The 19,252-nt window shown below is 32.5% G+C and carries 16 protein-coding genes; 14 read left to right on the top strand and 2 right to left on the bottom strand.

Translation table 11 applies throughout. The features are described 5' to 3' along the window. Nucleotides 1-83: 83 nt before the first annotated feature. The 3 genes from QYS49_RS03575 to QYS49_RS03565 all read left to right on the top strand — a co-directional run bounded on the left by QYS49_RS03575 (nucleotide 84) and on the right by QYS49_RS03565 (nucleotide 2,265). Nucleotides 84-704, top strand: a complete 621-nt coding sequence (locus tag QYS49_RS03575) for a nucleotide-binding protein (protein ID WP_308350266.1) — start codon at nucleotides 84-86, stop codon at nucleotides 702-704. A gap of 10 nt (nucleotides 705-714) precedes the next feature. Then, nucleotides 715-1,080: a hypothetical protein gene (locus QYS49_RS03570; RefSeq protein ID WP_308350265.1), complete on the top strand. Its 366-nt coding sequence runs from the start codon at nucleotides 715-717 to the stop codon at nucleotides 1,078-1,080. A 327-nt stretch (nucleotides 1,081-1,407) separates the two neighbouring features. After that, a complete protein-coding gene (locus tag QYS49_RS03565; protein WP_308350264.1) occupies nucleotides 1,408-2,265 on the top strand; it encodes a substrate-binding periplasmic protein in 858 nt (285 codons plus the stop codon). A 30-nt stretch (nucleotides 2,266-2,295) separates the two neighbouring features. Here QYS49_RS03565 and QYS49_RS03560 read toward each other — a convergent pair whose 3' ends face one another. Beyond that, nucleotides 2,296-2,853 (bottom strand): ComF family protein, encoded by a 558-nt coding sequence (locus QYS49_RS03560; protein ID WP_308350263.1) that lies wholly within the window; start codon nucleotides 2,851-2,853, stop codon nucleotides 2,296-2,298. Nucleotides 2,854-3,055: 202 nt separating this feature from the next. Here QYS49_RS03560 and QYS49_RS03555 point away from each other — a divergent pair, with 202 nt between their 5' ends. From QYS49_RS03555 to QYS49_RS03505, 11 genes are all read left to right on the top strand, one after another. Next, nucleotides 3,056-3,406 carry a carboxymuconolactone decarboxylase family protein gene (locus QYS49_RS03555; RefSeq protein ID WP_308350262.1) on the top strand — a complete coding sequence of 117 codons (351 nt, stop codon included), beginning with the start codon at nucleotides 3,056-3,058 and terminating at the stop codon, nucleotides 3,404-3,406. Then, nucleotides 3,399-3,752: a hypothetical protein gene (locus tag QYS49_RS03550; RefSeq protein WP_308350261.1), complete on the top strand. Its 354-nt coding sequence runs from the start codon at nucleotides 3,399-3,401 to the stop codon at nucleotides 3,750-3,752. Before QYS49_RS03555 ends, QYS49_RS03550 begins: the two co-directional genes overlap by 8 nt. A 23-nt stretch (nucleotides 3,753-3,775) precedes the next feature. Further along, nucleotides 3,776-4,543 (top strand): exodeoxyribonuclease III, encoded by a 768-nt coding sequence (gene xth / locus QYS49_RS03545; protein WP_308350260.1) that lies wholly within the window; start codon nucleotides 3,776-3,778, stop codon nucleotides 4,541-4,543. A gap of 51 nt (nucleotides 4,544-4,594) precedes the next feature. Beyond that, nucleotides 4,595-8,008, top strand: a complete 3,414-nt coding sequence (locus QYS49_RS03540) for a DUF4175 family protein (RefSeq protein ID WP_308350259.1) — start codon at nucleotides 4,595-4,597, stop codon at nucleotides 8,006-8,008. Next, entirely contained in the window at nucleotides 8,005-8,406 is a 402-nt protein-coding gene (locus QYS49_RS03535) for an ATP-binding protein (RefSeq protein WP_308350258.1), read from the top strand. Before QYS49_RS03540 ends, QYS49_RS03535 begins: the two co-directional genes overlap by 4 nt. After that, complete coding sequence (ybeY, locus tag QYS49_RS03530) at nucleotides 8,406-8,834, top strand: rRNA maturation RNase YbeY (RefSeq protein WP_308350257.1); 429 nt, start codon at nucleotides 8,406-8,408, stop codon at nucleotides 8,832-8,834. Before QYS49_RS03535 ends, ybeY begins: the two co-directional genes overlap by 1 nt. 91 nt (nucleotides 8,835-8,925) lie before the next feature. Continuing rightward, the gene (gene mnmG, locus QYS49_RS03525; protein WP_308350256.1) at nucleotides 8,926-10,791 is read left to right on the top strand and encodes a tRNA uridine-5-carboxymethylaminomethyl(34) synthesis enzyme MnmG; all 1,866 of its coding nucleotides are present in this window, start codon (nucleotides 8,926-8,928) and stop codon (nucleotides 10,789-10,791) included. Nucleotides 10,792-10,793: 2 nt separating this feature from the next. Then, complete coding sequence (locus QYS49_RS03520; protein ID WP_308350255.1) at nucleotides 10,794-11,678, top strand: class I SAM-dependent methyltransferase; 885 nt, start codon at nucleotides 10,794-10,796, stop codon at nucleotides 11,676-11,678. After that, entirely contained in the window at nucleotides 11,675-13,600 is a 1,926-nt protein-coding gene (locus QYS49_RS03515; protein WP_308350254.1) for an Ig-like domain-containing domain, read from the top strand. Before QYS49_RS03520 ends, QYS49_RS03515 begins: the two co-directional genes overlap by 4 nt. A 349-nt stretch (nucleotides 13,601-13,949) precedes the next feature. Beyond that, nucleotides 13,950-15,761 carry a tetratricopeptide repeat protein gene (locus tag QYS49_RS03510; RefSeq protein ID WP_308350253.1) on the top strand — a complete coding sequence of 604 codons (1,812 nt, stop codon included), beginning with the start codon at nucleotides 13,950-13,952 and terminating at the stop codon, nucleotides 15,759-15,761. A gap of 290 nt (nucleotides 15,762-16,051) precedes the next feature. Next, the gene (locus QYS49_RS03505) at nucleotides 16,052-17,485 is read left to right on the top strand and encodes a hypothetical protein (protein ID WP_308350252.1); all 1,434 of its coding nucleotides are present in this window, start codon (nucleotides 16,052-16,054) and stop codon (nucleotides 17,483-17,485) included. 28 nt (nucleotides 17,486-17,513) lie between these two features. Here QYS49_RS03505 and QYS49_RS03500 read toward each other — a convergent pair whose 3' ends face one another. Further along, nucleotides 17,514-19,142 (bottom strand): carbon starvation CstA family protein, encoded by a 1,629-nt coding sequence (locus QYS49_RS03500; protein WP_308350251.1) that lies wholly within the window; start codon nucleotides 19,140-19,142, stop codon nucleotides 17,514-17,516. Nucleotides 19,143-19,252 lie beyond the last annotated feature (110 nt).

The following is a 19,252-nucleotide window of genomic DNA, read 5'->3' as shown; positions in this document are numbered from 1 at the left end:
TATGATTATCTTTTTTGCAAATTTAACCTACATTTGGAAAAAGGGTTACAGCTATGTATTTTTATTGATATTCAATTTTTGCTATGACGAAAATAATTTCATTTATCTCAAGAAAAGGCGGGACTGGAAAAACCACCAGCGCTATTCATTTTGCCACCATGTTACACAGTTTAGGACATAAACTGGTGATGCTGGAAACTGATACCAATTATACTCTCAATACATTGAGAAAAATGGAATTGTATAAAACCGGAGCAAAAGAATCAGCTGTTTTTCCAATTATTGGTTCCGAAGATCACCGTGTTCTGGAAGATATTGAGCAAATTAAAGCTAAAAAACCTGATTTTATAATAGTTGACAGTGCGGGTAAAACCACTGATGAGCATATAAAAAGATTGAGCATCCAAAGTGATTTAGTCATTGTGCCTACTAGTTTAACACCTAATGATTTGTTGGTGACTTATCAAACAGTAGAAGATATTAAGCCTGCCTTGAATGAAAATAAAAAGTTGAAGATTTTGGTTTTACCTAACAGGGTGCATTCTGCCACTAAAATTGATACTGTTAAAGAAGCTTTATCTGAATTGGATGCAAAGATTTTAGAAGTTAAAGTACCAGCAAAAAATATTTTTGCTAATTTCAGTACGATTTTAGCTGAAAAAGAATTTTTACCTATTGCAAAAGCAATCCTTTCTCATATTTAAATTAACTGAAATGGCTAAGAAAAAAGATACCTTAAAAGATTTAAATGAATTTATGAAAAGTCAATCGCCTCAAGAAGAGGGTGATAGCAAGGACTTCATTAGCAAAAAACCAACAAATTTGGCAGAAGTGGAATCTTTAAAATCTGAAGTTCAAAAACTAAATACGCTTCCTGACGGATCTTTAAATGAAGATGAAATTGCAAGTTTCATTAAAAAAGTAGCCAATACCCATCAAATTAGTGATAGACAAGTTCTATATAAAGTTTGTGAAAAAGTCTTGGATCAATTAGAAAGTAAAGAAGGCGCAGATATTATGCTTGAAAATATGGTGCTCTATCTCCAGCATCAAGATTTAATAATGGAAAAGCTTAAATAGATCATTCCGTAGAGCTCACATTATCATAATTTCTTTTCTGCTATCTTTCTATCAAAATCACGCAATCTAAAATTAGAGGTGATTTCGACTATCTTAACATTTTGACACACCAACGTCATATTTATTTCTTTTAAGAAAAATATTTGCCTTTTTGAAATAGAAATAACTCTTTATAACTTACATAAAATTAGATTTTTCTAAGTCACAAAAAAGCGGATAATTTCAATATATAGAACAAAAAGAATTTAATATCTGTTTTAGTTAAAAATAGAATTGTTTAAATTGAATATAATTAATATTCAGAATAATCTTTTAAACCTGACAGATATGAAAAATTTAATATTACTACTCGCAGCAATATTTATTAGTATCACGGCTAGTGCTCAACTATCAGGGGATAGTTGGAAGGCCACCAAATCTAAGGGTAGTGGGGAAGTCACTATTACTTATAATTACTCAGGTAAATTTATCTATGACAACGGAAATGAATTAGATGGTTTGTGCATCAAAATATGGGATAAGTTTGTGGAATATGTAGAAAACACACATAATGTAGATTTAAAAGTAAATGTACATCAGCCCAAAGATGCGGTGGATTTTTCCGAGTTTTACAATAGTGTTCAAAACGGAAAAGGTGGTGTTTTTGGATTAGCTGATGTCACCATTACCCAAGCCAGAAAAAGTGAGGTTCAATTTAGCCCTTCATTCTTTTCCAATGTATCTATTTTATTAACCAATAAAGCTGTTCCTGATCTAAGCGATTTTAATAACATAGGCTCTGAATTTAGTGGAATGACTATAATTGTTCAAAGTGGAACTACACATGAAAAAAGAGCTAAAGAATTAAAAGCTAGCTCATTTCCTTCTTTAAAAATCGAATCTGTTAATTCATTTAAAGAATGCTATGAAATGGTAAATCAAAATGATAATTATTTTACCTATCTAGATTTCTCATCCTATCTATCAGCAATTGAGGATGCGAGAAATATTAAGAGACATCCAGCAGGTGATAAAACAGGCGAAGAATTTGGTTTTATTATGCCAAAAAATAGTGATTGGGGGCCCGTGATGAATGAATTTTTCAATAGAAACGGTGGCTTTACTAATACAACAGAATATAAAAAGATAGTGGCCAATTCATTGGGTAATCATGTGGTTTCCATGTTAGATGCTATTAATGAATAGTAATTAAAGTCCAAATGGAATTCTTGTCATCTAATTTCTAGTAGCTGCAATTGTCACAATAGAAATTTCAGCTCCAGCTTTTTGAAGCGGCACACTGCAAGCTTGAACTGTAGCGCCTGTTGTTAAAACATCATCCACAAGTAAAATTCTTTTGCCTTTTAAGCTTGTGGATGGTTTTTTCAAATGAAAAGTAGAATCAACATTTTCAAATCGTTGAATTCGGTGCTTCCGTGTTTGGCTTTTTTTATGAACTGATTTCTCTAATAAAGGCATAAATGGAATGGATAGTTTTTGGCTCAAGCCTTCAGCTATTCTGTGACTTTGATTAAAACCTCTTTTTCTATGTTTTTTAATATGGATGGGAACTGCGGTAATCAGATCCCATTTTCCCGCATAAAAATCTAATAGTTGATCTCCATAAATTTCGCCCAACAAAACACCCATAGCTTCGTTTCCCTCATATTTCAGCTGATGTAAAAGTTGCTGAATAACGCTTCCCTTTTGAAACCAGGCATAAGCCATGGCATATTTCAAATTAGGAATTTCAAAAAAGCGTCTATGCAATTGATTTGGCTGATCTTTATGCATAAAAGTTTGATGAATTGAGGATAAACAATGGCTGCAAACTAGATTTTCAGACTTACTGAGAGTTAAATTACAGGCAGCACAGTAGTTAGGGAAAAATAATGACAGAAAATCCGACACTATTACGTAAAAGTTTTGGGTTCGTAGCTTCACAACGGCTAACTTTGCAGGTTAATTTACTATTTATTGATTGATAGGTTAATATATGAATAAAGTAGAAGAGTTCAACGAGTATCGCGCAAAAATGAATGATAAAATTGTAGGGAGCAATAATAAAATTCTCAAGCGCATATTTAATCTTGATACCAATGCTTTTGCAGAAGGTAGTGTAGATAAAAAGACCAAGGAAATGATAGGGCTTTCATCTTCCATGGTTTTGAGGTGTGATGATTGTGTTCGTTACCATTTAGGCAAATGCTTTGAATTGGGAGTGAACGATGATCAAGTATTTGAAATATTTTCGATAGCCAATTTAATTGGTGGCACTATTGTTATTCCTCATTTGAGAAGAGCTGTAGAATATTGGGAATATTTGAAAGAAAACGGCAATGATTAAAAAAGATCTTGAACTCGAAAGAAAATGGCAAGCATTAAGGCTGCAGCTTAAAGATGCTTTAGGCAAAAAGCCAAAGGATATGAATGCTGTGCTGTTTTTGATTGGGGTGCAGGAACTGGGCAAAGGTCCTCACACTTTCAGCAAGGAAGAAAAACAAGACTTAATGCATATTGCAATTTGCAAAGTATTAAGCCTTTCTGGTTTTTACGAATTGGAAGGAGTTGATGAAGCGGGCTGGCCACATTGGAAATTGGTGAAGCCGCTTCCTCATTTTGATCTGTTGGAACAAGAAAAATTACTTAAAATGCATGTAATTGATTATTTTGAGGAAGAAATAGGCTTATAAAAATTGTTTTATCTTTATAGATTATGAAAATCATTTCTTATAACGTAAATGGAATCCGGGCAGCAGAGCGAAAAGGGCTAAGCCAATGGCTGGAAGAGGAAAACCCTGATGTTCTTTGTTTGCAAGAACTAAAAGCTAATCAATCTGATGTAGATCTTTCTGTTTTTGAAAATTTAGGGTACCATATCCACTGGCATTCGGCAGAGAAAAAAGGATATAGCGGAGTTGGTATTTTTACGAAAGTAAAGCCGCAAAATGTAGAGATAGGTTGTAATATGGATATTTACGACAGAGAAGGAAGAGTTATAAGAGCAGATTTTGAAGATTTCTCCGTACTGAACACTTATATGCCTAGCGGATCAAGCGGTGACCCACGACAAGATTTTAAAATGAAATGGCTAGCCGATTTCAAAAACTATGTTCAAGATTTAAAGAAAGATATTCCCAAACTTTTAATATGCGGTGATTATAACATTTGCCACCAGGCAATTGATATTCATGATCCGGTAAGGAACAAAAACAGTTCTGGATTTCTGCCAGAAGAACGCGAGTGGATGACTGATTTTTTAAGTGATGGCTTTATTGATACATTTAGACATTTAAATAAAGAACCCGATCAATATAGTTGGTGGAGTTATCGCTCAGCAGCTAGGGACAGGAACAAAGGTTGGAGAATTGATTATCATATGATTACAGAAAACATGAAGAATCAATTAAAATCAGCCAACATTTTACAGCATGTAAAACATTCAGATCATTGTCCAATTAAAGTGGAATTGGATGTATCATAAAATCCATAAAATATTGGAAATCATTGTTTTCAAATTCACGTTACAAGAAAAGTGAGCGAAAATTACCATATAGCTGAAATCCTTAAAAAACTCAATGAGTATAAAAGGAAATACTATGTCAATAAATTGATAAAAGGTTTATTGATCAGCTTGGCTATTTTTCTTTTTGTGCTCCTAACTGCTAGCTGGCTTGAATACAAATTGCAAATGAGCAGTATTTCAAGAACCATTGTTTTTAGTGTTATTGGAATAACTCTTCTCTATTTCATAAGTCGATACATTTTCATTCCCATTTATCATTTACTCACTAATGGCAAAGCATTAAGTGATAAACAAGCTGCCCAACAAATTGGGAAATACTTTCCAGAAATTGATGATAAGCTTCTGAATATCATTCAGTTAAATGAATTGAGCAGTCAGCAGAACAGTTTAATAGCGGCTAGTATAATTCAAAAGTCAGAAAAAATTTCCATTCTTAATTTTAAGGATAGCATTAGCATAAAATCCACCAATGCTAACTATTTGCCTTATGTAGTAATTCCAGCAATTATTGTGGGCTTAATATTGATGTTTGCCCCTTATATGATCACAGAAGGAAGTTACAGGATCATTAAATTTAATGAGGAATTTATTCCAAAAGCTCCATTTAGCTTTTCAATTAAAAATAATGAATTAAAAGCTTTTAAAGGAGAAAATTTTACGCTTACGGCAGAACTAAACGGGGATGAATTACCAAATGAATTATTCATTCAAAAAGATGGCGTAAAGCAAAAGTTTGAAAAGCTTAGTAATAATCGTTTCCAATTCAATTTGAAAAATCTTCAAAAGGATATGGAATTTCAACTGGAAGCTGCCGGATTCAATTCTGCTCAATATGAATTGTTAGTATTTGAGAAGCCAAGAATTCAAAATATGAATATCAGTTTAGATTATCCTGATTATATAGGCACTACTTCCGAAAGAATTAATAATTCTGGAAATTTGATTGTTCCAGAAGGAACCCAAGCAGAATGGCTAATCCAAAGTGCTTCTAGTGATAAAATCAGTATTGAATTATTAAACGACAGTCTTTTATTTGAAAAGGCTAGTAAAAATACCTTTAGACTTCAAAAAAGTCTGACAGAATCAAGTTATTATAAATTGAATTTATTTAATGACAAAGCTTCATATATTCAAAAAATTGACTATTCAATTGAAGTAATTAAAGATAAATACCCTGAGATAAATTTACAACCTATTAATGACAGCATATATTTCCGTCAAGTAGCAATAGCTGGGGAAATAAGTGATGATTATGGTTTTTCTCGTTTAAATTTGATTTATACCAAAAGGAAAGGCAATCAAATTCAACAAACAGGAAGAATTCCAATTTCTTTTAATTCAGATGCCAGAAATCAGAAATATTTCAAAGTTTGGGAAGTAGATTCTTTGTTAAACGAAGAAGGGAGTATTCTAGAATACTATGTACAAGTTGCAGACAATGATGGTTTCAATGGGGCTAAAACTTCAAAAAGCGCAACCTTTCGATTTGAATTACCCAATGAATCTGAAGTAGAAGAGGAAATAAAAAATACAAGACAAAACACTGAAGATCAACTAGATATGAGTATTAAGTCTTCTGAAAGATCAAATCAAAAACTAGAAGAACTAGAACAAATTCTTAAAAGCAAAAGAAATTTAAACTGGGAAGATAAAAAGCTATTAGAGGAGATACTAAAAGAACAAGAAAGAAGAAAGAAACAACTTGAAGATATTAAAAGAGAATTAGAAAAGAACCAAGCTAAGAGAGATCGGTTTAACAAAAATGATCCAGATTTGAAGGAAAAATCCGAGCAATTGGAAAGTTTAATGGAAGAAATGCTCCAAGATGAGAATGAGGAGCTGATGGAAAAAATCAAATCCCTTTTAGAAGAGCAAGACCAATCTGATGAATTTAGAAAATCTGTAGAAGACCTTAAAAAACAAGAAAAGAATAAGCTTAAGGAAATGGAACGTATGATGGAGCTATTTAAAAGAATGGAGATTCAGTACGACATGAAGCAAGTAGGGGAGAGTCTAAAAAAATTAGAAAAGGAGCAAAAAGAATTAGCTGAAGAAAATACTTCAGAAGAGAAAAATACTGATTCTGAAGAAAAGGAGGAATCAAATTCCAATGAAAGTGAGTCAGATAATAAAGAATATGGTGAGTTTTCTTCAGAAGAGGAAAGACAAAAAGCTTTAGAAGAGCAGAAAAAGGTCAATGAAGAATTCGAGAAAATACAAAAAGAACTTAGAGAAATAGAAAAACGAAATCAGTCTTTAAAACAACCAAACCCATTAAACGACACTAAAGAGCAAGAATCTGAAATTGATTTAAAACAGCAAAATAGCTTACAAGAAATACAAGAAAATAATAAAAGCGGAGCTAGTGAGCAACAAAAGAAATCATCTGAAGAGATGAAAAAAATGTCTGAAATGCTCTCTTCTATGGAAATGGGCATGGAAATGGAGATGCTGCAAGAAAACATAGACGATTTAAAAGATATAGTAGACAATTTATTGAAACTCTCTTTTAGACAAGAAGAATTGATGAATAACTTTAAGAAAGTAAATCCGAGCGATCCTCGCTTTATTACATTATCAGAAAAGCAACTAGCTATGAAAGATGATGCTAAAATCATTGAAGATAGTTTAACTGCTTTAGCTCAACGAGTATTTCAACTGGAGTCTTTTATCACGAAAGAAATGGGTAAGATGAATGAATCTATGCAAAGCAGTATAGATGCTTTAAGAGAACGAGAAAATGGAAAGGCCATTGGAGAGCAACAATTTGCCATGACATCCATGAATAATCTTGCGCTCATGTTAGATGATGTTTTAGAACAGATGCAAATGCAAATGCAGTCTTCCATGGGAATGGGGCAACAATCACAAGGAAACCAACAAACCCCAAGTCTCTCAGAAATGCAGAAGTCCCTTAATCAAAAAACCAAAGAACTTAGCCAAGGACAAAAGGAGGGTAGACAATTTTCTGAGAAACTTGGTGAATTAGCAGGAGAACAAGCCAAGATCAGAAAAATGATGGAAGAGCTTGAGAAGCAATTAGGCAAGGACGGGGAAGAAAGCGGAAAAGAAAATGGAGGGAATGCTGGCGATATTTCAGAGGAAATGGAGAAAATTGAGGAAGATTTGGTAAATAAAAGACTAGATCGCAGGTTAATAGAACGACAACAAAAGATTGTAACAAGATTGTTAGAATCAGAAAAGGCAAGAGAAGAACAAGAAGAAAAGGATGAAAGAAAAGGAGAAACCGCTACAGAATATGAGAGAGAGCGAATCCCAAATGCTTTTGAAGAGTATATAAAAGAGAAAGAAAAAGAAATTGAGCAGTTAAGAAATGTACCGCCCAATTTCACTCCCTATTACAAGAATGAAATTAATAAGTATTATAATCGATTAAAATCTAAAGAAAACCTAATACGATGAGTGAAATCAGTATAAGTATTCCGTCTCTTAGTGAGAACATCAGAATAGTTGAGAGCTTTATTGACAATGCCAAAGAGAAGTTTGAGTTAAATGATGACATTTATGGCAACATTATGATTGCTGTAACTGAGTCTGTCAATAATGCTATTATCCATGGCAACGAAGGCAATAAGGATAAAAATGTTTTTCTAACATTAAATATGGAAAACAACTCTATTGTCTTTAATATTTCAGACGAAGGCAAAGGCTTTGATTACAACTCACTTCCTGACCCAACAGCGCCAGAAAACATTGACAAGCCTGGTGGAAGAGGAATATTCCTAATGAAAGCATTAAGCGATGAACTTACCTTTGAAGATGATGGTAAAAAAGTAAAATTAAGCTTCTACATTAATTAATGGATAACATTTACTTTTTTAAAGAGGATTGCCAGTTTGATTTAAGGAAACTAAAAAAACATAAAGCTTGGCTTAATAGGCTAGCAAACCACTATAATTATGAGATTTTAGAACTGAATTACATATTTTGTTCAGATGACTTCTTGCATAAGATCAATTTAGAATACTTAGATCATGATACTTATACTGATATAATCACTTTTGATTTGCAAGAAGAAGCTGACGAAAGTCACAATATAGAATCTGATATTTTCATCAGCATAGAGAGAGTCAAAGAAAACGCCAATAACTTAAATTCAAAATTCTTAGAAGAACTAGCAAGAGTTATGGCACACGGATTGTTACACTTGATTGGTTTCAAAGATAAAACCGATGAAGAAAAAAAGGAAATGAGATTAGCTGAAGATAAAGCAATAGAATTATTATAGATATTTATGTGTTCCACGTGGAACACTTAATAAAAAAGGAAATACAAATATGAAATGTTCCACGTGGAACACTCAATAATAAAACATTAATATGTTTCAAGATTACGATTTAATTGTAGTAGGAGGAGGGCACGCAGGTTGCGAAGCAGCGGCTGTGGCTGCAAATATGGGTTCGAAGGTTTTACTAGCCACCATGAATATGAATACCATAGCACAAATGTCTTGCAATCCAGCCGTAGGTGGTGTTGCAAAAGGGCAAATAGTTAGAGAAATCGATGCCTTAGGCGGATATTCAGGGATCATTTCAGACAAATCTATGATTCAGTTTAGAATGCTGAATAAGTCTAAGGGCCCTGCAATGTGGAGTCCTAGGACACAAAACGATAGAATGCGATTTGCTGAAGAGTGGAGATTACAACTCGAAAGAATTCCAAATCTCGATTTTTGGCAGGAAATGGTTTCTGGAATAATAGTAGAAAACCATAAGGTAGTGGGCATTGAAACTAGCATGGGTTTGAAGATAAAGGCTAAATCTGTAGTCTTAACCAATGGAACATTCCTTAATGGTTTGATACATATAGGGGAGAAACAATTCGGTGGTGGAAGATCTGCGGAAAGAGCCTCTAAAGGTATAACCGAACAATTAGAAGAATTAGGCTTTGAGTCAGGTAGAATGAAAACCGGTACTCCACCAAGAGTAGACGGAAGATCTATCGATTACAGAAATATAGAAGAACAAAAAGGGGATGAGCATCCTGAAAAATTCTCCTTCTCAAATGAGACTAAAGTTTTGGAGAGGCAAAGAAGTTGTCACATCACATATACAAACCCTCTAGTGCATGAAATATTGGAAGAAGGCTTTGAAAAATCTCCCATGTTCAATGGCAGAATTCAAGGTTTAGGTCCGAGATATTGTCCTTCTATTGAAGATAAAATAAATAGATTTGCTGAGAGAAGCAGGCATCAAATATTTGTAGAACCTGAAGGCTGGGATACAGTAGAAGTCTATGTCAATGGATTCTCAACTTCTCTTCCTGAAGATATTCAACATAAAGCAATTAGAGAAATTGAAGGTTTTAAAAACGTTAAAATGTTTCGTCCTGGTTATGCAATTGAATATGACTTCTTCCCACCAACTCAATTAAAGACCACTCTTGAAACAAAATTAGTCGAAAACTTATATTTTGCTGGTCAAATAAACGGAACTACTGGTTATGAAGAAGCTGCCTGTCAAGGATTGATGGCAGGAATAAATGCTCATTTGAAAATTAATGAAAAGGATCCATTTATATTAAGTAGATCTGAAGCATACATCGGAGTACTAATTGATGACTTAATTAATAAAGGTACTGAGGAACCATACCGAATGTTTACTTCTAGAGCTGAGCATAGAATTTTACTGAGACAAGATAATGCAGATGTTAGATTAACTCCGCTAGGTAACAAAATTGGTCTAGCATCGGATGAAAGGATGAAGCACGTAGAAAAGAAACAATCACAAATAGATGCATTCATTGACAACTTAAAATCTCATAAAGTTAAACCAACTACTGTTAATGAAAATTTAAGTAAAGTAAATTCATCTCCTATCAAAGAAAAGACCAATGCATATAGCATATTAAAAAGGCCAGAAATAAGCTTTAAAGAATTACAACAAATAGAAGAGGATTTAAATCAAATGATAAATGGATATAGCAAAGAGGTAATTGAAGCTTCTGAAATTCATATCAAGTATGAAAGCTATATAGAAAAGGAAAATCAAATGATAGAAAAAATGAAGAATCTTGAAGATCTAAAAATTAAAGATTCTTTAGACTTCAATCAAATTCCAGCATTATCAGCTGAGGCAAAAGAAAAGCTTAGAAAAGTTAGGCCACAAACATTAGGACAAGCTTCTAGAATAAGTGGAGTAACTCCAGCAGATATTTCAATTTTAATGGTTTATTTAGGTAGATAAATATGTACGAAAAACTTAGCGAATGCCCTGTTTGTAGTGCTTCCAATTTAAAAAATCATAAGGTAATAAAGGATCATTCTGTAAGTCAAGAAAGCTTTAACATAATGATTTGTGATAATTGCAATTTTCAATTTACTAATCCAAGACCTAACGAAGAAGAAATAGCTAAATATTATCAATCGGATGAATATATATCACATTCTGATAAAGCTAATTCTCCTATAAACTTTATATATAAAGTAGCTAGAAAATATGCATTAGCTTCAAAAAGAAAATTGATCAATTCAATAACAAAAGATAAAAAAGGAAGATTACTAGATTATGGTTGTGGTACAGGATATTTTCTTGAAACAATGCAGAAGAATGGTTGGAAAACGTATGGTATAGAACCAAACGATTCTGCTAGAGAAATTGCTAACACTAAAGGCAAAGTCCAGGAAAGTATTGAAGAATTAAAATTAAAGAATAAGAAGTTTGATGTAATTACACTTTGGCATGTATTAGAACATATCCATAATTTAAATGAAACAATCAAGATTCTAAAGACGATTCTCAAAGAAAAAGGAAAAATCGTAATTGCTGTTCCTAATATAGAAAGTTACGAACAGAAAGTGTTTGAAGAAGAATGGGCTGCATATGATGTCCCACGTCATTTATACCATTTTAGTCAGGATACAATGAATACACTTATGCTAAAACATGGGCTTAAGATTAAAAAGATATATCCTATGAAATTGGATTCCTATTATGTCAGTCTTTTAAGTAATAAATATAAATTCAATAAAAATAAATTTTTAAATTCTTTCATAACTGGTTATAAATCAAATAGTTATGCTAATTTAAACAAAAATAATTACTCAAGTTTAATTTATATCATCAAAAAATGATTAGAAAATACCTATCCTTACTATTCATTCTTATTATAGTTTATGCATGTGCAACTGTGCAGAGCCCAACAGGAGGGGAAAAGGATGAAAAAGCACCTATTCTATATGAATCTAATCCGAAAGATCAATCTATAAACTTTAAAGGAAAAGAAATAAAACTTTACTTTAATGAATGGATGAAACTTGAACAACTTAATCAAGAATTGATCATCACTCCTAGAGAAGATATTAAATTTGAATCAACACTAAAGAAACAAGAATTAATTATAAAATTGAATGAGCCATTAAAAGATTCAACTACATATACATTCAATTTTAGAAAAGCTTTAAAAGATATAACTGAAGGTAACTTATGGGAAAGTCCTATAATTGCATTTAGTACTGGGAGTTATCTTGATTCACTAACAGTTGAAGGAAATGTAACTCAGCTGATGAATCAAGAACCCGCCAACTCCTTTGTGGTTGGTCTTTATGACGCTAAAGCAGATACTGCTAACTTAAGACAAGGAAAGCCTGTTTATTTTACTACAACAAATGAAGAAGGAACTTTCAAGATGCAAAATTTGAAGGCAGGTAATTATCTTTTATATGCGTTTGAAGACAAGAATGATAATTTAATCAATAACTCTGAGTCTGAAGCATTTGGTTTCCATCCTGATACTTTAAATCTATACGATAGTTTACCATCATTATCCATTTCAACTTATCAAAGAAACGAAGACACATTAAAATTAAAAAAGTACAGCCCTGTTGGTAAGGATTTTATAATTCAATATAATAAAGGAATAGCAAACTATTTCATTACAAATCCACAAGATAGTAGCCAACATATATATGCAAATGATGTGGAAGATTCCAAATACATAAAAATTTATAAAGAAAATTTTCCTGAATTAGGTTATGAAACAGATTCAATAAAATTATTCATGGAAGTAAAGGATTCTATTAATCATAGTCGACTTGATACAATTTATTTCATGACAAGAGAAAGTAGAATAACAAATGACGATATCAAAATTACGAATACACCAAATGGGAAAATACTAACTGGTCCACAAGAATTTAAATATACTTTCAGTAAACCTGTTAAAGATATTAATTATGATTCAATTCAATTAAGAATAGATACAATACCAATTAAAAAATTTACAAAGGAAGAGATCAGTTTCAGTTTTAATAGAAAAGAAATAAATCTGAATACGATCCTTAATCAAACAGATATTAATGAAATAATTGACAGTCTTAAATCAATATCAGACAGCATACAAAATTACAAAGACTCCGTACAAAGTTTCTCTGATAGTATAAATCTCCGTAAGGACAGTATTGACATAGCAGATAAAGACTCATTACTTAATCAAAAAGGAATAGATAGAAAAGGAGTTCAAAACAAAAAAACAAAAAATGAATCTCCTGAATCTTCTTTACCAAATGACTCAAATGTTTCACGTGGAAATTCAAATTCCAATCAAAATATAAGTTCATATGATCTAAAAATATATATTGGACAAGGATCATTCATTGGAATAGAAGAAGATTCTACTTCTCAAAATACCACTAAACTAAGTTTTAAAAAACCAGAAGATTACGGAATAATAAAAGGAAAGGTAATCAATATGGAATCAGATTTTATTATTCAACTTATATCTGAAAAGTATGTACTTAAAGACACGCTAGTAAATCAAAATGAATTTCAATTTAATTATGTAGAACCTGGCAATTATCGAATAAGGTTAATAGAAGATGAAAATGGAAACGGTATATGGGATGCTGGTAATCCACTAACATTAAAGCCAGCTGAAAATATTTACTATCTAGATGAATTAATAACAGTTAAAGCGAACTGGGAAGTGATAGATAAAAACTTTGATTTTAGTGTGGATAACGATGTGGATGAAGGTGAAGAAACTAGTGATTTATAAACATTCACTAACATCAATTAGTAACATCCTTAGCTAAGTAACAAAAGTCTGAGCATAACTTAGGATAAGTCTAAAGTATCGACAACTTAATCCACAGAGAAAATAAAAAATAAAAAGATGGAATACTTATTAACATAAAGAGCTTAGATTGTTAATTGATTAAATTTCAATTGATTATAAGTTAACAACGTTAAAAGTAATGCACATTTATTTAAGTTTAAATAAAAGTGAAGTAATGAATGAGGTTTTATCCACATATCCACAGCCTTAACAATAGATAATAGTTTATATATAGTTAAATAATATATTATTATGTGTGTGGAGAAAGTGGATATCTAAATGAATTGAAATGAGAATTATATTTTTTACATATTTTTTCTTTATGTCGTTATTGGCATTTTCTCAAAGCAATCAAAAAATTTCTTTGGCTAATGCTTATTATCAAAAAGGTGAATTGGATAAAGCCATAACAATTTATAGAGAGTTGGCTGACGACCCGCAAAACATCTCATTTATTCACAATAACTATTTAGAAATTTTATATACCAAACAACTTAATAAGGAGACAGAAAAATATCTAAAAAAAGTTAGGCGATGGTCATCAAGCAATATTAAATATGATGTGGATATAATCGATTATTATATAACCGTTAATGATAGTTCCACGGCAGAAAAATATTATGAAGAAGTAGAAGAAAAAGTGCTTCAAAATTTGGGTTATCTCAGATCAGCAGCTCAATTTTTTATTAATAAACAACACAGAAGATTTGCGGAGCGATTGTATTTATCTGCAAGGGAAAGAATGCAAGATCCAAATGCATTTGCTATTCAGCTTGCTACACTTTATAGGTATAATAACCAGAAAGATAAAATGGTTAGAGAATACTTAACATATGCTAAAGAACGACCCGGTAATTTAAGATATGTCAAGAATATGCTTCAAATGTCTTTAAAGGAAAGAGATGAGCTGGAATCTTTTGTAGCAATGGTGATGGAAAATATGCAAAAAAATGATGATAAAGATTTATACGGTGATCTTTTAATTTGGGCAAATCTACAGCTTGAAAATTTCTATGCTGCATTTATTCAAGCTAGGGCAATTGATAAAAGAAATCAACTAGAAGGAGAGAATAGTATGGAAATTGGTCAGTTGGCATTTGAAAACAAAGAATATGATATAGCAGAAATGATATTTTCCTATATTGTTGATAATTTTCCTAACTCCAAAAATTTCATCCAAGCAAAACAGCAATTGATAAAAACGCAGGAAATGAAAATCAAAAATCATTTCCCAATAGATACTTCCGCCATAAGAAATTTAACTGTTTCATATCAAGATTTAATTGATCAAATTGGATTATCAAATTATACTTTGGAAGCCTATCGACAAAAAGCTTTGCTTCATGCTCTTTATCTAGATGAAACCGATAAAGCAGTTGAAATGCTAAAGAAAATTATTAATTATCCCAATGCTGAGCAAAATCTTATTGCCAAAGCAAAATTGAACTTAGGAGATATATATATTATTAAGGAAGAACCTTGGGAATCCGTTTTGCTTTATTACCAAGTTGAGAAAAGCCATAAAAATCAAAATTTAGGGGAAGAAGCTAAATTGAAAAATGCAAAGCTTTCTTTTTACAGAGGACAGTTCGAATTAGCTCAAGAACATCTAGATATTTTGAAAAAAGCAACGAGACGTGAAATTGCCAATGACGCAATGGATCTAAGTATTTTGATAAAAAATAATACGATACTCGATAGTACGCAAAAGGCGCTTCGCGCCTATGCGGATGTGGATTTAATGCTTTATCAGAACAAGAAACAAAAAGCCAATCAAACACTTGATTCATTAATCAGAGAATATGAAGAACATCCAATTCTTGATGAATTTCTATGGTTAAAATCAAAAATGAATAAAGAACAAGGGAAATACGTGGAAGCGGTTGAGTTATTGAATCAAATAGTTTTTGATATGCCTTATGGTATTTTAACTGATGATGCTCTTTTTGAAATGGCATTGATCTATGAAGAATTAATTGAAGACCCTGCAAAAGCCCAAGAATATTACCAACAATTACTAACAGATTATCCGGGTAGCATTTTTGTTGCCGAAGCGCGAAAAAGATTTCGAAATCTTAGAGGTGATTTTGTGAATCAATAACTACTTATAAGTTTAATATCTCCATTCTTCAAAATTTCATGGTTTAAAACTTTTCAACAGATTACATACCTAATTTGAAATCATTTCATTAGATATTTTTATCAACCCACCCAGATTTCTAATTACCTATAAAAGAAAAAATTAAGCAAATCATTTTTCTTATTAATAGCCAAAAACACTATTAAATCCAATCAGTGTAGATCTTTTCCGATAAATAATAATAGTTCTATTAAAAAAGTACAAAAAAGTATTTCTTCCGTTAAGGCTAATGAACCTTAATTTAAAATAATATGAAAACGTTATCAACCGCAGTACTTTTCGCTGCTCTGCTATTAATAGGCTGCAGCCCTGAACCAGAAAATGTAAAAGATGACCTGATAGGGAAAGTTAATTTTAACTTATCCCTAAGCAATGAAAATGGTCAGTCGCGCCAAGTTCTAGCCATACCGGCCGGGTCCTATTTGCATATTAGTATAGAAACAGTAGAAGGGGAACCAGTGCTTGAAGATGAAACTATAGAAATTTTATCATTCAATGGGAATTATGTAAGCGAAGCTCTAGAGGTAAGTGTGGGTGAGTACTCCTTAACAAAATTCATGGTAATCAGCCCTGAAGATGAAGTGCTCTATGCAACGCCAATGTCAGAATCACCTAAAGCTGATTTAGTGGGTAATTCCCTGCCTCTTCATTTTGAAATAGCGGAAAGTAGTTCGCTTCAGTTGCCACTAGAGGTCATCAATGTGTCCCTGTTGCTTCCCGATGATATCGGTTACGTATCCTTTCCATTTACAGTCACAGACTTTTTCTTTTTGAGCGTTTTTAAATTTGATTCAAAAGGTAGTAGTTTAACCTATGCAAAAGGATATATCATTCATAATGAAGATACTATTAAGAGCTTCACCGCAAAACCCGAAATCAACACTGTAGCCCTTTCCAATCTTGGAAACGAAGAATTTACCTTGTTGCTCATTAAAAAGGGATATGCTAAGTACAGCGAAACTTTTACCATTGAAAGCCTATTCAATCTTCACGAAAACGGCCTGCTCAACATCCAATTAGAGCCTGCATTAACTTTTATTGCATTACCTAATTCATATGGGGACGATGAGGCTGAGTTCGATTTTCAATTTACACTTAACTATCAGGGTGAGCTTACTATTGATTGGGGAAATGGCCAAATTGAAACCAAAACATCAAATTCCTACGGAGCAAGTTTTGCTCATAAATATGGTGATAATTCAGAGTATTTTGTCAGTATCACCGGGGATATTGATAAAATTACAGGTTTTACTTCCTATTATGGTGACGGCCCCATTAAGGAAATCAACCTTTGGCACTTACCAAATTTAGAGAGTTATCGAAATGGATTCAGCGATTGTCCAGAGGTTTTGAACTTTTTAAATAATCCAAAACTGACGGAAATTGATGTTTCGGTTTGCCACCCTCTGAAGACGATCAAATTTAAAAATAATAATGTAGTCATCTTATTAGATATGGATGGGCCTAATCAAATATCAACAGCAGATTTAGATGAAATTATTACACCTATCTATAACTCAGTAATAGCAAGTGGCAGGATCAATGGGTATATAAGTATAGGTAATATAACTTTTGATGAAATAGTAGGGCCCCCTTCAGAAGATGCTTGGACAAAATTAGCAATTTTGGAAAAAGACTATAACTGGATAATCAATATTGTTTATGATGAGGAAAAAGAAGAGTAAAGAAATTGTACTAACACTGAAGCTCATGCTAAACATTTAAAGCCTCATCCTCCTTTTTTAAACATCTTTTAGCTAATACAAGCAATACAATTGCCAGAACAAATAATAATCCTGCAATTATAGAAATGCTGTAAATGCCTTTTTCAAAATTCTGAAAAGCCAAAACAAATAATGAACTAAGCGTAACAACAAACATGAAAAACATCGGGATTAACAAAAAACCCGCTTTCTTGCCCGATTTTATCATCCAAACCGACACGGCCAATAATGCCAATGCAGCTAGCAATTGATTGGCAGACCCGAAGATTGGCCAAAGTGTAGTGAATTCGCCAGATAATAAAAAAAGAGAAGATAAAACCACCACTACTGTGGTAGATAAAAATCTATTTTGAGTAATGTCTCGAACTTTTTGATTTTCGGTTTCCTCAAAAAATTCCTGAAAAGTAAATCTCGCCAAGCGTGTGCAAGTATCTAAAGTCGTTAAAGCAAAAGCTGAAATCGTAAGCGCCACAAAATTCACGGCCAAGCCTTCTTCAATTCCCAATGATGAAATTACAAAACCCATTCCATCGGCAAACATATTGACGGGCCCATCCGCATTTAAGCTGCTGGCATAATCGGTTCTGCTAATCACCATCACAGCACAAACAGAAATTATAGCCAAAAATGATTCAATCAACATTCCACCATAGCCCACCACTTTTGCATCGCTTTCTTTATTGAGTTGTTTGGAAGTGGTACCTGAAGCTACCAAAGAATGAAACCCACTAATGGCACCGCAAGCCACGGTTATAAATAACACTGGAAATAAATAGCCAATATCTTCACTTTTGAATATAATGTCATTGTCCATTTTTACTTCAGGATTGGCTACTACTACACCCACAATTGCCAATAAAATTAAACCGTATAATAAAAAGCTGCTAAGATAATCTCTGGGTTGAAGTAAAACCGACATGGGGGTAACCGATGCCACAAATGCATAAGCCAGTAATAATCCTACCCAAAAAACATAATTGAGTTCAAAAGGTATGTTGTTTCCAAGAATCACAAAATAATACATCAAGAAAACTCCAATGATGGAAAGCCAAACAAAGGCTGATTTTTTGTGAGCGAATTTTCTATTGAAAAAACCGAAAACCACAGCTAGCAAAATAAAGAAAGCAGAAGTGGAAGCCACTCCAGGATTTTTCACAAAAGTTTTGGCGATGATATCCGCAAAAACAGCAATGATGAGAATTAAGGTGGAAAAACTAAAAATTAAAAAAAGTCTTTTTCCACTTGTTCCGATATATTGATGAATAATTACGCCTATTGATTTTCCTTTATGTCGCAAAGAAGCGACCATACTTCCCACATCATGCACAGCTCCAAAGAAAATTCCACCAATTAAAATCCAGATAACAGCTGGAATCCAACCAAAAGTAACGGCTATAATGGGTCCGACTATAGGACCAGCCCCTGCAATGGAGGCAAAATGATGACCCAAAACTACCAGTTTATTAGAAGGCACATAATCTACTCCATCTGAATGAGCATGAGCTGGAGTAGGTTTATCATTCTTAATATCAAATTTCCTACTAATAAATCGACCATAAGTGAAATAAGCTACTATCAGAATAACTGCCGAAAGAAGTAATAAAAGCGGTAAACTCATATAGATAAAATTTATGGACACTTAAGAAAATAATATTAACAACAAATTTCCGATAATGAAAGTATGTTCGTACTTTTGCCCTGCAAATAATCACAGCTAATTATTTGCAT

Origin of the sequence: Marivirga salinae, assembly GCF_030503855.1 — a bacterium.
GTDB lineage: Bacteria > Bacteroidota > Bacteroidia > Cytophagales > Cyclobacteriaceae > Marivirga > Marivirga salinarum.
This window is presented reverse-complemented; position numbering and strand designations above follow the sequence as displayed.